General features: G+C 60.0%; 10 protein-coding genes and 4 pseudogenes. 6 read left to right on the forward strand and 8 right to left on the reverse strand.

Going from position 1 to position 13,758, the window contains the following annotated elements:
- The first annotated feature begins 81 nt into the window (after nt 1-81).
- Nucleotides 82-1,143 (forward strand): site-specific integrase, encoded by a 1,062-nt coding sequence (locus X726_RS159025; protein ID WP_023669021.1) that lies wholly within the window; start codon nt 82-84, stop codon nt 1,141-1,143.
- Between the two features lie 168 nt (nt 1,144-1,311).
- Here the strand turns inward: X726_RS159025 and X726_RS159020 are convergent, their stop codons facing one another.
- Genes X726_RS159020 through X726_RS158990 form a run of 7 tightly spaced genes read right to left on the reverse strand, consistent with a single transcriptional unit; the run spans nt 1,312 to nt 9,474 of the window.
- On the reverse strand, nt 1,312-2,727 hold the full coding sequence (locus tag X726_RS159020; protein WP_031214772.1) for an amidase: 1,416 nt from the start codon (nt 2,725-2,727) through the stop codon (nt 1,312-1,314).
- Between the two features lie 31 nt (nt 2,728-2,758).
- Nucleotides 2,759-3,805, reverse strand: coding sequence for an oligopeptide/dipeptide ABC transporter ATP-binding protein (locus X726_RS159015; protein WP_023669023.1), 1,047 nt, complete (start codon nt 3,803-3,805; stop codon nt 2,759-2,761).
- Nucleotides 3,805-4,806, reverse strand: coding sequence for an ABC transporter ATP-binding protein (locus X726_RS159010; protein ID WP_023669024.1), 1,002 nt, complete (start codon nt 4,804-4,806; stop codon nt 3,805-3,807). The genes X726_RS159015 and X726_RS159010 overlap by 1 nt, the downstream gene beginning before the upstream one ends.
- Nucleotides 4,806-5,696, reverse strand: coding sequence for an ABC transporter permease subunit (locus X726_RS159005; protein ID WP_023669025.1), 891 nt, complete (start codon nt 5,694-5,696; stop codon nt 4,806-4,808). Before X726_RS159005 ends, X726_RS159010 begins: the two co-directional genes overlap by 1 nt.
- Nucleotides 5,693-6,634: an ABC transporter permease gene (locus tag X726_RS159000; protein ID WP_023669026.1), complete on the reverse strand. Its 942-nt coding sequence runs from the start codon at nt 6,632-6,634 to the stop codon at nt 5,693-5,695. The genes X726_RS159005 and X726_RS159000 overlap by 4 nt, the downstream gene beginning before the upstream one ends.
- A gap of 8 nt (nt 6,635-6,642) precedes the next feature.
- Entirely contained in the window at nt 6,643-8,238 is a 1,596-nt protein-coding gene (locus X726_RS158995; protein WP_245272083.1) for an ABC transporter substrate-binding protein, read from the reverse strand.
- A 27-nt stretch (nt 8,239-8,265) separates the two neighbouring features.
- Entirely contained in the window at nt 8,266-9,474 is a 1,209-nt protein-coding gene (locus X726_RS158990) for an aminotransferase class I/II-fold pyridoxal phosphate-dependent enzyme (RefSeq protein WP_023669028.1), read from the reverse strand.
- 103 nt (nt 9,475-9,577) lie between these two features.
- Here X726_RS158990 and X726_RS1000000171530 point away from each other — a divergent pair.
- The 4 genes and pseudogenes from X726_RS1000000171530 to X726_RS1000000172225 all read left to right on the forward strand — a co-directional run.
- Nucleotides 9,578-10,432 (forward strand): annotated as a pseudogene (locus tag X726_RS1000000171530) (LysR substrate-binding domain-containing protein); the annotation flags it as partial.
- 18 nt (nt 10,433-10,450) lie between these two features.
- Nucleotides 10,451-10,813, forward strand: a pseudogene (locus tag X726_RS1000000171535) (ornithine cyclodeaminase); the annotation flags it as partial.
- 249 nt (nt 10,814-11,062) lie between these two features.
- Nucleotides 11,063-11,533, forward strand: coding sequence for a MucR family transcriptional regulator (locus X726_RS158980; RefSeq protein WP_023669031.1), 471 nt, complete (start codon nt 11,063-11,065; stop codon nt 11,531-11,533).
- 285 nt (nt 11,534-11,818) lie between these two features.
- Nucleotides 11,819-12,136 (forward strand): annotated as a pseudogene (locus X726_RS1000000172225) (transposase); the annotation flags it as partial.
- A gap of 188 nt (nt 12,137-12,324) precedes the next feature.
- On the opposite strand, the gene X726_RS1000000167975 reads toward X726_RS1000000172225, so the two are convergent.
- Entirely contained in the window at nt 12,325-12,780 is a 456-nt protein-coding gene (locus X726_RS1000000167975) for an IS30 family transposase (RefSeq protein ID WP_156940621.1), read from the reverse strand.
- A gap of 530 nt (nt 12,781-13,310) precedes the next feature.
- On the opposite strand from X726_RS1000000167975, the pseudogene X726_RS1000000171545 reads away from it, so the two are divergent.
- A pseudogene (locus X726_RS1000000171545) lies at nt 13,311-13,621 on the forward strand (adenylate/guanylate cyclase domain-containing protein); the annotation flags it as partial.
- Between the last annotated feature and the right edge of the window lie 137 nt (nt 13,622-13,758).

Below are 13,758 nucleotides of genomic sequence, written 5' to 3' on the forward strand. Positions count from 1 at the left end.
AGTGCACACGAATTTGCGCCAGAATACGACCCTTTTCGCCACGTTTCGATCTCTCAGTGCACACAGAGCGCACACAAAAAAATGGCCACCTACACAAAACTCTCGTCCGGTTCCTGGCGCGTCCAAGTCCGTCGCAAGGGTCGCTACGTCAGCGAGACCTTCCTACGCCGAGACGACGCACGGCGCTGGGCAACCGAAGCCGAGCGCCAAGTCGATCGTGGTGAGACGCCGACCAAGTCCCGTATAGCCCGCCTGAAAACTTTCGGTGAACTCATCGACCTTCATATCGGCGACATGTGTGATGTAGGCAAGTCCCCTCGCCGCTCCAAGGCCGCGGCTCTCGATATGCTCCAAAGACATCTGGGGAAGTGCAACATCGCGGCTCTCGATCGCGAACGGCTCATTCGTTTTGGGCGCGACCGGGCCGCCCAAGGTGCCGGACCGATGACGCTCGGCATGGACATCGGCTTTGTAAAACTCATACTGGCTCATGCCGCTGCGGTGCACGGCCTGCCCGTCAAGGTCGAACCGGTTGATCTCGCGCGTATTGCCCTAAAGAGGCTTGGCCTCGTTGGTAAAGGCAATCAGCGCGACAGGAGGCCGACCCAGGATGAACTCGACAGACTCATCGCCCACTTCGATGCAAATCCTCGTCAAATAGCGCCGGTTGGTCAGATAATACGTTTCGCCGTCGCAACGGCGATGCGCCAGGAGGAAATCTGCAAGGCGCGGTGGTCCGACATGGACGCCCGCACGCGGATGCTTCTCATCCGTGACCGGAAAGACCCACGAAACAAAAACGGGAACAATCAACGCATACCCTTGTTCGCGGCAACTGGGTACGACGCATGGGCCATTGTCGAGGACCGACTGGCCAAGCGAAGCAATGACGATGATCGAATTTTCCCCTTCAATCATAGGTCGGTCGGCACCGCCTTTCGTCGAGGATGCGCTGACCTGGCCATCGACGACCTTCACTTTCACGACTTGCGGCATGAAGGAACAAGCCGCCTCTTCGAAGCTGGATTCACGATCGAACAGGTAGCTTTGGTCACGGGTCACAAGGATTGGAAGATGTTGCGGCGGTATACGCATCTCAAGCCGGAGATGCTGCACACTCTCCAAGCTGCGAGGGCAGCGTAGTCCGCGGCTCGGGTTGACTGGCATCTCCGCCAGGCTTTTTGCCTTGTAAGCTGTTACAAAACGAGCGTGGCATTGACCGAGTGCACCGCCTTCGGGAGATTGCTCTGCACATAGGTCCGAAGGCGCCATGAGATCGACGCGTTTCGGCTGGCTGTGCTTTGGCGGGTCTCACCCGGGATTTTCTGTCGCCACCACCGGCCTCCTGGATCGAAGTCCCAGCGCCTGCTCCACGGAGTGTCCCGCCCTCAGCACTGTGTCGTCCTCAAACTTGCGGCCCACGATCTGCATCGAGATCGGAAGTCCCGTCGCGGTAAAGCCGTTGCAGATCGCAAGCGCCGGGCTACCAGTAAGGTTGAAAGGCCGGCTGAGCGAAAGTTCCATCTCGCCCATCTCCGTCATCTCATAACCTAGGATCTGAGCGGGCGTCTTCATCGTCGGCAGGACAAGGACGTCGACGTCATCCATAATGCCGGCTAGGGCTTCAGTCAGCGCTTTCTGCCGAAGGCGGGCATCGATATAGTCGGCCGCCGAAACGGTCCTCCCGTCCTGCAGGCGGGAGCGGCTGACAGGGTGAAACCGTTCTGGATAGGCATCGAGCTCCGTCCGATGTTCGGCGTATTCCTCCGGCCAGGTAATGTTTCTTGCGACAGAACCATACAGGCCGAAATCCGCCAATTTGACGGAGGAAACACGGCCGCCAAGATCCTGCACGACGGTGAGCGTATTCTCCATCGCGTCGAGCACGTCCTGATCGACGTCGGGATCGCCCTCGTAGAATTGCCTTATGACGCCGACGCGCAGACCTCGGATCCCTTCTCCTATCCTTGAGATATCAGGGCTCTTGAAACCTCTAAGCAAAAGATCGTCACTATCCGTCGACACCATCGACGCTATCATCAGGGCGCAGTCCTCGACCGTCCAGGCTAGCGGACCGACGCAATCCATTGATCGTGACAGCGGAAGTACGCCCTTTCGGCTTACCAGCGCGTCGGTCGGCTTGAGACCTGCGACCCCACACCACGCGGCAGGATCTCGTATGGAGCCTGCGGTCTCCGTCCCCACCGACCCGGCGCACAAACCCGCCGCAACCGCAATCGCCGAGCCGCTCGATGACGACGATGGGTCGAGATCGAGGTTCCACGGGTTGCGGGCGGGCGGCCAGCCAAGATCGAACTGCGTCCCGGACACCGCGTATTCGGTGGTTGCTTGCTTCCCGAGGATAATCGCGCCGGCCCGCTTCAAGGATGCGACGACGCCTGCATCCTCGCTGGCGATCGCGTCGCGTCTGTGAACAGCCTGCGCCGTGGTCGGCAGTCCCGCGACATCGATCAGGTCCTTGATGCCAATGGGCACGCCGTGCAGCGGGCCTAGCCAGTCCCCGCGCATGAGCGCCTGCTCCGCCGCCGATGCCTCCTGCAACGCGCTTTCAGTTCGCAGCGAGTTGAAGCTGTGAAGTCTCTGGTCCAGCGCAGCGATTCTGTCGAGGTACGTCTTCGTGAGTTCAAGGGGAGATATTTCCCTCGCGCGAAGTCTGCGGGACAGTTCCGGAAGCGACAGCAGGGCGATGTCCGGTGACAGACTCATGCAGGTGCGACTCGATCTTGAATGATTACTTTCAGAGGGCGGGGGCAGTCATCAGACGCACTTGCCCGGGCATTCTTCCGGATTCAGGCGGGACGTTGAGAGCACTGCGTTCTCCACGGAAGACCTTTTCCGCGAGCACGCACGCCGCCCGGTGACCGGCACTGACCTCGATCTGAGGCGGGAGTGCTGTCGCACAGTCGGCGACAGCTAGTGGACAACGCGTCCGAAACGCGCATCCCGAAGGAGGATTGGTCGGGCTCGGTATCTCTCCTACGAGCAGCGGGACCTTCCGATTTCTCTCCTCAATGGGATCGGCTACTGGAACCGATGCCAGGAGCAACTGCGTGTAGGGGTGGCTCGGATGGTTGTAGACGTCCTCAGACCTTCCCATCTCGACGATCCGACCAAGGTACATGACGTAAACACGCGACGAAGCCTGTCGAACGAGGCCGAGGTCGTGAGCGATGAACAAACAGGCGACGCCAAGGTCCCTGCGCAGTCCCATGAACAAATTCATCACTTGCGCCCTGATCGAAAGATCGAGCGCGCTAACGGGCTCGTCGCAGATCAGCACCCGCGGTTCCACGGCAAGTGACCTCGCGATTGCCACACGTTGACGCTGTCCACCGGACAGCTCTCGGGTGAACCGGTCCCTGACCTGGGTCGCCAGTCCGACCTGGTCCAACAGCTCCGTCGTACGCGCCGCACGTTGTTCCTTCGAGCGCATCCCTTTGATGATCAGAGCCTCTGCGATTGCTTCGCCAACGGTCTGTCGATCGTTCAACGAGGCGTAGGGGTCCTGGAACACGTATTGGACGGCACGGCGCACTTCCCTAAGGCGTCTGCCCGAGAGGGATCCGAGATCGACGCCGTCGAAGATCACTCTACCCGACTGAGGGTTCTCCAGCCCCACGATGGATCGGCCAAGTGTCGACTTACCGCAGCCGGACTCGCCGACGAGGCCGACGATTTCGCCCGCGTTCAACGTGATTGACACGTCGTTTACGGCCTTGATGGTCTTGCCCCTCATCGCGCTGGGAAAGCTGGTCACAAGGTTTTCGACTTCGAGAACAGCCATCAGCTTACTCTCTCCAAGAGGTGGTCGTTGATCACAGGACACGCGGCGAAGACCGAAGGGTCGAGCGTCTCGACGAGCTTAGGCCGATGCGATTTGCAGCTTTGGACCGAATGAACGCAGCGCGGCTCAAAAGCACACCCGACAATAGGCGCCGCGAGCATAGGCGGCACGCCGGGGAGTCCCCGGAAGGGTGCCCCGATCGCGTCTTCACGCCGCGGGATGGCGTCGATCAGCCCCATCGTGTAGGGATGATGCGGGGAAACCAGAACCTTTTCGACGGGACCGGTTTCCGCGTTCCGGCCCGCGTACATGACGACCACTCGGTCTGCCGATCCTGCGACGACGCCCATGTCGTGAGTAATGAGAACCATCGCCATTTTAAGCTTTGACTGAATGTTCTTGAGCAGGCGCAGGATCTGGGCCTGAACGGTGACGTCGAGCGCGGTGGTCGGCTCGTCCGCAATCAGGAGCTTGGGTTCGGCCGCGATGGCAATTGCAATCATCACGCGCTGCCTGAGGCCACCGGACAGTTCGTGAGGATACTGCCTTAGTCGCGCCGCCGGGTCGGATATGTCGACCAATTTAAGAAGGTCTAGCGCCCTTGCTTCGGCGGCAGTTGCCGACATGCCCAAGTGGAACTCAGCCATCTCCGCGATTTGCCGCCCCACCCCTCTTGCGGGGTTCAGTGCACTCATCGGGTCCTGAAAAATGAAGCCTATCGATTTTCCACGGAGGCGTCTGATTTTGTCCTCGGAGGCTCCGACCAGCTCGGTGCCGTCGAAGACCACTGAGCCCGAAACGTCCGCTTTCACACCAAGCGGCATCAGACCGAGAGGAGCGAAGTTCATCACGGTCTTGCCGCTGCCGCTCTCTCCTACGACAGCCAACGTCTCCCCGCGTCGTATCGAATAGCTGACGCCATCGACCGGACGGACCGCCCCATGGCCAGTTAAGAGATCGACAGTCAGGTTTCTCACGTCCAGTACGGTTTGAGCGGGCATCAGATCGACTCCTTTGCCCAGAGCGCCCTGGCGCGCCAACGCGCGACAAGCATCTTGTTGGTGAGCGGGGTCGGCACGCGGTTCAGCGCGACTGCTTCACCCAGGATATTGAATCCAATCACGGCCAGCGTAAGGGCAAGACCCGGGAGAACAACCTGCCGTGGATCCGTTTCCAGATAGGGAAGCGCATCGACCAGCATCTGCCCCCATTCCGGAGTTGGCGGTTGGATGCCGAGGCCGAGAAAGCTCAGAGTGGCAATCGCCAGAGCTACTGCGCCCGCGTCTGCCGTGGCATAGACAAGGACGGCGCCGAGCGTCGTTGGAAGAAGATGGACGAAGTAGATCCGCATAGGGCTAGCACCAAGGACGCGCAGCGCCTCCATCTGGGGCTTGTTCATGACGCTCACGGCCACCGCGCGGCTGACGCGAGCGCTACCCGGCCACCAAGCCAGCGCCAAGGCGAGGATCATGTTCCAGTAGCTGGCCCCGAATACGCCGATGACCGCGAGCGAAATGATAAGGCTGGGGATAGCGAGACCGACGTCGACAATGCGCATCAGGATCTCGTCCGTCCAGCCGCGTCGATATCCGGCGACCGTACCGATGGTGGTTCCTATCGTGTGGGCGATGACGAGCACGAGACAGACGCCGACAAGTGAGGTCCGGGCAGCGGTTATCAGCCTGCTGAGCGTGTCCCGTCCAAGGTGGTCGGCGCCCAGCCAGTGTGTCATGGTTGGGCCTTCGCCTGCGAGCAGCAGGTTCTGGGCGTTCGGCGCGTGAGGTGTGAGCAGCGGTGCGAACACGCCGATGAATACGAAAGCGCCAATGGTGATGACGGATGCGCGCGGCAGTTTTCTTATCGGCTCTGCCAATTTGCCTACTATGTTCATGATCCGCTCCTTTGCCGGCGCATCCGCGGATCGGTGAGCATCATCAGGACGTCCACGATCACATTCAGGATAATGAAGAAGGTTATGAAGATCAGGAGACAGGCCTGCACCACCATGAAGTCGCGGAACCGGACCCCGGTCAGGAACAGCTCTGCTACGCCTTGCCAAGCGAACAGCGGCTCTACCACGACGGCGCCCACGACCATGAGACCTATCTGAGTTCCGAGCGCATTAAGGTAGGTCGGCGCGATGTTGGGCAAAGCGTCGCGCACGAGTATCCGCTCACGTTTGAATCCTTTGCTCATCGCGGTGAGGACGAAAGGACGCGCCATGGCCTCCTCAAGGCCGACTCGGACGACGCGGCTGAGGACAGCGGCAGGCAGCATCGCTATTGTGAGCCATGGCAATATGAAGCTGCGAAAACCGTCGTAGCCGAATGTCGGAAATATCTTGAACGACACTGAGAAAGCATAGACCAGAAGCGCACCGACGAAGAACGAGGGCGTGGATGCACCGAACAACGCCAGTCCGCGTGCAATGTGGTCGGGCATTCTGTGTGCCCACAAGGCCCCGAGAAATCCTATGAGCAAACTCAACACGAGGGCGACCATGGCTCCGCCGGCGACCAGCGTAGCGGTAACCGATAACCGGCTCCGAAGAGATGTTCCAACGTCCTCCCCAGTCTTGTAGGAGATACCGAAGTTGCCGTGAGCGGCATTGCCAAGCCAGTCCGTGTATCGAATGAGCAATGGCTTGTTCAGGCCGATTTCCTCGGCGACCTTGGCAATGTCTGCCTTGGTCGCCGTTGGGGTGCGAAGCTCCGCAATCAAGATAGCGATGTTGCCTGGGGCTGACACCACCAGCGAGAAGCACAAGACGGAAGCCAGAAAAAGCAGAATGAGCGCGTTCCGGGCTCTCTTTGCGATGAAGAAGAACACGGCGTCTCCTATTCGCTCAGGCTGATGTTTTCGTAAGGCATGTCGTACTCCGTTGCTGGGGCCTTGAAGTCTTTGACGCGGCTGGAGTGCGCCCAGATACCTGGCACGTAAAGCAGTGGAGCGATGGCGACGTTGTCGTGCAGCCAATCGTAAACCTTCTGGACGTTGGCTTCCATGTTTGGGTCCAACGCCGACATCGTCGCGGTCACGAGCGGATCGAGCCGCTCGGCGTCGACGAACAGCTTGCCGTCGACCCCGTTGTCGTAGGTAGACAGGAAAAGACCGACGATTGTGGCGAAAGGCTCGTAAGGGGCGCCGTATGTCTGGAAGAAAGCAAGGTCGAACTTGCGCTCGGGAATATCGCTGTGTCGCGATGCATGGTCCACCGAGCGGATCGTAAGCTGAATGCCGATCTCCTGCAGTTCCGCCTGAAGCACCTCGGCGACGGATCTCGATCCGGGAATTTGTTCTTCGCTGACGACGATTTCGAGAGCGAGCGGAGTACCCTCCTTCTCTCTCACAGGACTGCCGACCCATCCCGCTTTTTCCAAAAGCGCCTTAGCGCCTTCGACGTCGATCTGGGGAACCTCATAGCGCTTTCCGGCAAGTGGAACGGATTCGGCGAAGAGATTGGCCGACGTCGCTGCCATCCCGCGATAAAGTACCTTTGAAATTGCTGCCCGGTCTATGCCGATATCGATGGCCTTCCGGACTGCGACTTCCTTGAGAGCTGGAGCCCGGTCGGGATTGAATGCCATGATCATCGTCGTCGAACCGGGTTCCACAACGACGTCTAGCCCCGCCTGCTTCAAGGTCTGGGCCTCGATCGCGGTGATCGGCGATACGAAGGCCCCACCCATTAGGTCGATATCGCCGGCTCGGAGCGCAGCCATACGGCCACGCGAGTCGGGGAGCACCTTCAACTGGACTTTCGAGAACTTGGGCTTCTCGCCCCAATAGCGGTCGAACCGCTCGAAGACGCTGCCCGAGTTATCCGCGCTGATTTCACGCCACGGACCGGTCCCGACCGGAGCCTTGTAGCTCCCGTCAGCCGCGACCGATTTCGGGCTGAGGAAACGACCGGGGCGGACATAGGCCAATTCTTGCAGCAGCCCAAGAACGGGCTCCTTGAAGCGAATATCGATATGACTGTCGTCGACGACGGTGGCGTCCACGAAGAGCCTGGAGCAGTTCATCCAGTTGTTGTCAGCCTGCCCCATCCAGCGCCCCAGGTTCCACTTGGCCGCGGTGGCGTCGAAGGGTGTCCCGTCATGGAAGACCACCCGCTCTCTGAGCGTCAGGCGCAGGAGCTTGCCCTCATTCTCGATGGACCAAGCGGTCGCCAGTCCAGGTTCAATTTTTCCGTCATAGGAGTATGTGACGAGTGGTTCGAACACCATGTCCTGGACCGCGTAGAGCCCCTTGAATTTGTGGGGGTCCAAGTCGCCGGGGGCCACAGAGATGGCGATCCTAAGCGTATCATTATCAGCCGCGGCCGCGACCATGCTCGGAAAGAATGAGCCGCCGGCGGCGATGCCGATCATGCCGGACAAGCCTGTCAGAAACGACCGCCTGTGAATTGCTATGAATTTGCTGCTGTCCATGTTCGATTCCCCTTGTTTTTGATTTGACTACCCGTAGGAGCGAGCTCCCGTGCCGGACCGATCTTGTGCGGTCCGAACAGATATGTCTTCGAGCAAGCGAGCGACGTCCGCCTGCAAATCCTCAAGCGCCTCGATCCCGACACTGATGCGCAGCACGAGGTCGGACGCGAGCCATTCTGTCGCCGTTCTGTTCTGCCGGACGGGCATCGGTGCGACGAGACTGCGGGTGCCTCCCCAGGAGGCGCCGATGGCGAACGTCGTCAAGACGTCGAGCGCTGGTGAGACATGTCGGGTGCAGGCGTCCTTGAACAGCACGCCGAATACGCCGCTCGCTCCAACGAAGTCGCGTTTCCAGAACTCATGACCAGGCGAATGGGCGAGTGGCGGCCACAGCACGCGGTCTACCAACGGATGCCGTTCGATCTGTTCGACCAAGGTCCGCGCGCTTTCGAACGAGCGCTGCATCCGGATGCCGAGTGTCTCCATGCCGCGCAGGACGAGGGCCGCGTCGTCCGGCGAGACGCCTATCCCAAAGCGTCCCATGAAACCCTTGACCACAGCCTCGTGTTCGGGACGGGCGATCGTAATCGATCCCATCAGTATGTCGGAGTGCCCGGAGATGTATTTGGTCAACGCCTCTGTGACGATATGGACGCCGTGCAGGATCGGCTTGAAGTTCAGCGGCGTCGCCCAAGTGTTGTCGCATCCGACGAGAATGCCGCGGCGCCGGGCCACCGCCACAATGGCTGGTATGTCCTGGACGTCCATGCTCGTCGAACCAGGAGACTCGCACCAGACAATCGCGGTGCGCTCGTCGATCTTGCTTTCGAGATCATCGATCGTGGATGGATCGAAGTACCTCGTCTCTATCTGGAAGCGTGCCAGGTCCTGGTTGGCGAAGTCCCTGACGGGCGGGTAGGACGTGTCTACAACGAGGATGTTCTCGCCAGCCTTCAGGAAAGAAAGCATCGCTACCGAGTTGGCCGCTTGGCCAGAAGGGGCGAGGAACGTCCGGACGCCTCCTTCGAGCTTGGTAAGCTTTTGTTCGAGCGTGCGCGTCGTCGGCGTGCCGTACAAGCCGTAGGAATATCCTTCAGGACCGCGCTGCGCGCGGTTGGCGTATGCCTCCGCATTCTCGAACACGATCGTCGAGGCTCTGTGGACCGCAGTTCCAAGCGGATCGAAGCCCTCATTCCTAACCTTCGGGGTCAGCACCACTTCAGTAAAGTCGTTCATTCTCTCGCCACCCCCTGGACATGGCGATTGTTTAAGCACACTCCTCATTATGCGGTCTAATATCAAGATTACGGTTTACTATTCTCGGAGGTTATAGGGTCGGATGAACCTGAGGCAGATCGAAGTCTTCCACGCCCTGATGACAAACGGCACGACGACACGTGCGGCCGAGGTCCTGCGCATCTCACAGCCGGCCGTGAGCAAGGCGGTTCAGGAGCTGGAGCGCACCGTTGGTTTTGCGCTGTTCAATCGCGCTAAGGGGCGCATGAGCCCAACTGCGGAAGGGCGGCTCTTCTTCCGAGAGGTTGAAACCTCGTTTTCCGGCCTGATCCATCTCAAGAGTGCGGCTGCGCGTATAAGAGACTTCGGGTCGGGCGAAATAAGAGTGGCAAGCCTGTCGGCGTTAAGCACTAACGTCATGCCAAAAGTCATGCGCTCGTTCCAGAAGCGCCACCCGCAGGTGGCTATAACGTTCCAAGCGCGGATGTCGTCCTCGGTCAAGGAGTTGGTTGCTTCCGGCCAGTTCGACGTCGGTGTGGCGGCGGACGAGATCGATCTCGCAGGCGTCATCGCTCGGCCCTTTGCCAGCTATCAGGTTGCCATTGCCCTGCCTCCGGGCCACCGTTTGCAGGGCAGAGCAGTTATCTATCCAAGAGACCTCCACGATGAAAACTTCGTCGCACTCGCGCCGGAGGACACGACAAGGCGAGAGGCGGAGGCGATCTTCGCGGAGCATGGGGTGAAGCCAAAAATTGTCTTGGAGACCCCTTATTCGACGACGATCGCGGCGATGGTCGAGGCTGGTCTTGGCTGCGGCATGGTCAATCCGATTACGGCGGACCCCTTCCTCGGTCGGGGAATGATGATCGTGCCGTTCGAGCCAGCAATTCACTTTCGGACGCTTCTGTTGCTTCCGCCTCAAAGGGAGCCTTCGAGAATTGTGGCTGATTTTATAGAAGAGCTGTTAAAGGGGTCCTCCGGGGTGTAGATGAGCGCGATCAACGTCGAAGCTTAAGGTTTCGGTCAGACTGAACTGCACCGCGACATCCTGCTGGGCTCCGACATTTTCGTCGAATTCCCACCACAGACACGCATCGAGTGCGAGATCCAGCAGCTGGACTCCAACTGTCCCGGTGACCGAATTCCGGGACGCCAGGGCGCAAGGCCGCCGGGACGTCAGCAGATCACGCTGTTCGATTCCGTCGGGTTAGTCATCGAGGATATTTCGGCACTGCGATACGTGCGCGACAAGCTACAAGCGACTGGCCTCTACGAGGAGCTCGACCTGCTTGCCGATCCCGACGAGCCGCGAGATCTGGTCAGCCTGCTGGTGAGGCACCCATGCAGCCGGCAGCATAACAAGGCTCGCTCAAAACCAACTTCCGCCCTCCCGCCCAATGCGCTTCCACCTTCATTGCTGGGCGGTGCCGCGCCTGAACTGCTTTATGTAGCGTTTCGTGGCCCATGCCCCCGCCACGTTCCTCTTTGTAACTTCTTGTCTTGTGCACCCGGTGCGCTTTGCTGTAGCGAGGCTGCTGACGTAGATCGGGGCTACGGCAACTGAAGAGCAAATGAAGGGTTGGCCCAAATGCCTGAAGATCTTATCAACTCCGACACGGAATTGCTGGAGATGACAGCTGACATCGTTTCCGCCTATGTCAGCAACAACCCGGTTCCAGTCGCAGAACTCGCCCGGGTAATTGCCGATACCTATGGAGCGATCAGCAAGCTGCAGGGAGCACTCCCACCCAAAGCGGAAGAGAAGCCTACACCCGCAGTCCCGATCAAGAAATCGGTGACGCCCGATTTCATCATCTGCCTGGAAGACGGCAAGAAGTTCAAATCGCTCAGACGGCACCTTGGCACTCACTACGATCTTTCGCCGGATGCGTACCGGGCGAAATGGGGCCTGCCCTCCGATTACCCAATGGTTGCGCCGAACTATGCCGCGGTGCGATCGGCGATGGCGAAGGAGATCGGCCTGGGACGGAAGGCCGTAGCGCCTGAGCCTGAAGCGGCGCCAGTGAAGCGCCGAAAGATCGGCATCAAGACCAGCTGACATCGGGGCTATTTTGCTCAAAAGGCTGGCGTTCTGTTGCAGGGGCGCGGGCTGATCGTTTTCTGATTGGATGAACCCTTACCTCCTGTTCAAAGGCAGCCGCTGTCGAGGACGCCACCCCAAAAGGGATGGTCAACCTCTCGCGGGCTCCGTGGAAACGCAGGGATTGTTGCCTCGAGAGATACATTCAATGCGTTGGAAAAGGTCCTGCCCGGTAGTGTGCTGAGAGTTCTGCAAATTCGCTGAGAGAGGGCGGTCATGGCAGGCTGCAATGGTCTTTGGCGCATGCACTGCGCCTTCGAGCTTGAGCGCGAGCAGTTCGACTTCATCGAGATCACCGATCAGAGCGAGGCCGAGCTGATCGACCGCGTGCCGGTGGTGGCGGGCGAGATCCGCATCGGTGACCGCGCCTATCTGCAGGCCGAGCGGATCGCCAAGGTGATGGCGCAAGGCGGNCCCGCCGATACGGTCCTCAAGCTCTACCGCATGCGCTGGCGCATCGAGCTCGCCTTCAAGCGCCTGAAGAGCCTGATCGGGCTGCGCTCTCCTCCCGCCAAGGACCCAAGGATCGCAAAGCCTTGGATCCTTGCACACTTCATCGCGCTTGTGACCGAACCCCTCTCGCAGGAGTTGGGTGTCTCTCCCCCTTGAGCGACGGGCGCCCGCTGCTGTGGCGCGCAACCCGCCAGATCGTCGCCTCTCTGATCGCNAATCTCCATGCCTTGCGATATCGCTGGCGCGAACCACCACGAAAGCGCAAATTTCAGTCCATGCCAAAGCTATCTTAGCGCCTATGCCCAATGACCTGGGATGGCACGGTCCTCCGCCTCGGCGGGACGCTCGCGGATGGAGACCATATCGAGGATTTGACCTTGCCCCGTTCGGTTGCTCTGTGCACCTTTGCCGAGGCGCATCTGTCGTTTGGTGCGCAGATGGGCTGTCAGCTCCTTCTTGAGCACCCCTCGCGACTGGATGAACAGGCTGCGATAGATCGCTTCATGAGATATCCGCATGCTTGGATCGCCTGGGTACGCTCGCTTCAGCCAACCCCCAATCTGCTCCGGCGACCATTGCAGTGCCAGCTTTTGCGCCACCCGCCACCTTAGCCGTCCAGAGCATGCCAGGCGACATTGCTTCGGGCGAAGCGCGCGCTGCCAAGCCTGCTTGTCGGCTCGGGTTGCTCGATAAGCTTGGGCACCGCCATTGCGCGAGATCTCGCGACTGATCGTTGATGGGGATCGCCCCAGCTTCGTGCAATAGCGCGGATGGCAAGACCTGCCGCAATCCCGCGAGAGATCTCTTCGCGCTCCCCCAGCTCGAGCGCCGAGGCCGCTCTACGCCTTGCTGACGGAGCAATGCCGCCGTGTAAGGATACGATCCGCTGAACGCCGGTCCGGCGGTCTAGTGCCCGCGAGATCGATGAAATGCTCTGACCCTGCTTCCACCGCTCCCAAAGCTCGGCCTTCTGCTCCGGGGTAAACCAGATCCGTGACGTCACCATGCGACACCTCCCAATCCTCTCAGATTAAAGGTGTTGCAGTGACCGGTTGAACCCACCGGCGCAAAGCTGCCGTTCACGCCGACGCAGCCCGGCCAGAATCTGGTGGGCGCACCATGTTGACATTGTGGCTAATTAAACGGCGAGCAATGATTGAGGCCGGGAAGGGCCGATAAATCGCTAGACCGATCATTCGCAGCCAATTTTCCAATGACCGAGATGGGGCCGTGTAGGGACGGCTCTCCGTTGGCAAGGGGTTCTTTGAGCTTTGGCTTTGCTGGCGGCGCCGTTAATCTCGCGTCGCGCCTGGAACAGGAGGCCCACCGGGGGCCGTCGTCATCTCCTACGAGACGATTGCGCAAGTGAAGAACACGATCGGCTGTGAGGAGCTGGGGCACGTCAAGGTCAAGGGGGTCGCCTATCCCGTCGCCACCTACCGCGTCATCGATCTGAAGGCCAATCTAGCGGGCGCTTGTCGCGCCGTTCGAACCGAGCTGCCGCACTTCAGGCTGGAACTTGAACCGGGACTGATGTCCGCGGACGAGCGTGGCGATGCCGCCATTGCGCTTCGAGACGCGCTGGATCGGCTTTCCCACAAGCCCGGGCTGGGCACTGGGCGAGCGGTACGGCCGGGCCGGATGCGGAAACCATCCTCGTCAGTCATCGTGAAGATCCGCACATCGTCTCAAGGCACCGAAATCACAGGTGAAACGGTGTTCCGGCGAGG

The sequence above is a fragment of the Mesorhizobium sp. LSJC285A00 genome (assembly GCF_000503155.1).
GTDB lineage: Bacteria > Pseudomonadota > Alphaproteobacteria > Rhizobiales > Rhizobiaceae > Mesorhizobium.

What these genes read in the sequence shown, in the direction of transcription:
- X726_RS159005 (WP_023669025.1), bottom strand. Translation starts at nt 5,696, where the DNA reads ATGAACATAGTAGGCAAATTGGCAGAGCCGATAAGAAAACTGCCGCGC.
- X726_RS159015 (WP_023669023.1), bottom strand. Translation starts at nt 3,805, where the DNA reads ATGGCTGTTCTCGAAGTCGAAAACCTTGTGACCAGCTTTCCCAGCGCG.
- X726_RS158980 (WP_023669031.1), top strand. Translation starts at nt 11,063, where the DNA reads ATGCCTGAAGATCTTATCAACTCCGACACGGAATTGCTGGAGATGACA.
- X726_RS159010 (WP_023669024.1), bottom strand. Translation starts at nt 4,806, where the DNA reads ATGCCCGCTCAAACCGTACTGGACGTGAGAAACCTGACTGTCGATCTC.
- X726_RS158990 (WP_023669028.1), bottom strand. Translation starts at nt 9,474, where the DNA reads ATGAACGACTTTACTGAAGTGGTGCTGACCCCGAAGGTTAGGAATGAG.
- X726_RS158995 (WP_245272083.1), bottom strand. Translation starts at nt 8,238, where the DNA reads ATGGACAGCAGCAAATTCATAGCAATTCACAGGCGGTCGTTTCTGACA.
- X726_RS159025 (WP_023669021.1), top strand. Translation starts at nt 82, where the DNA reads ATGGCCACCTACACAAAACTCTCGTCCGGTTCCTGGCGCGTCCAAGTC.
- X726_RS159020 (WP_031214772.1), bottom strand. Translation starts at nt 2,727, where the DNA reads ATGAGTCTGTCACCGGACATCGCCCTGCTGTCGCTTCCGGAACTGTCC.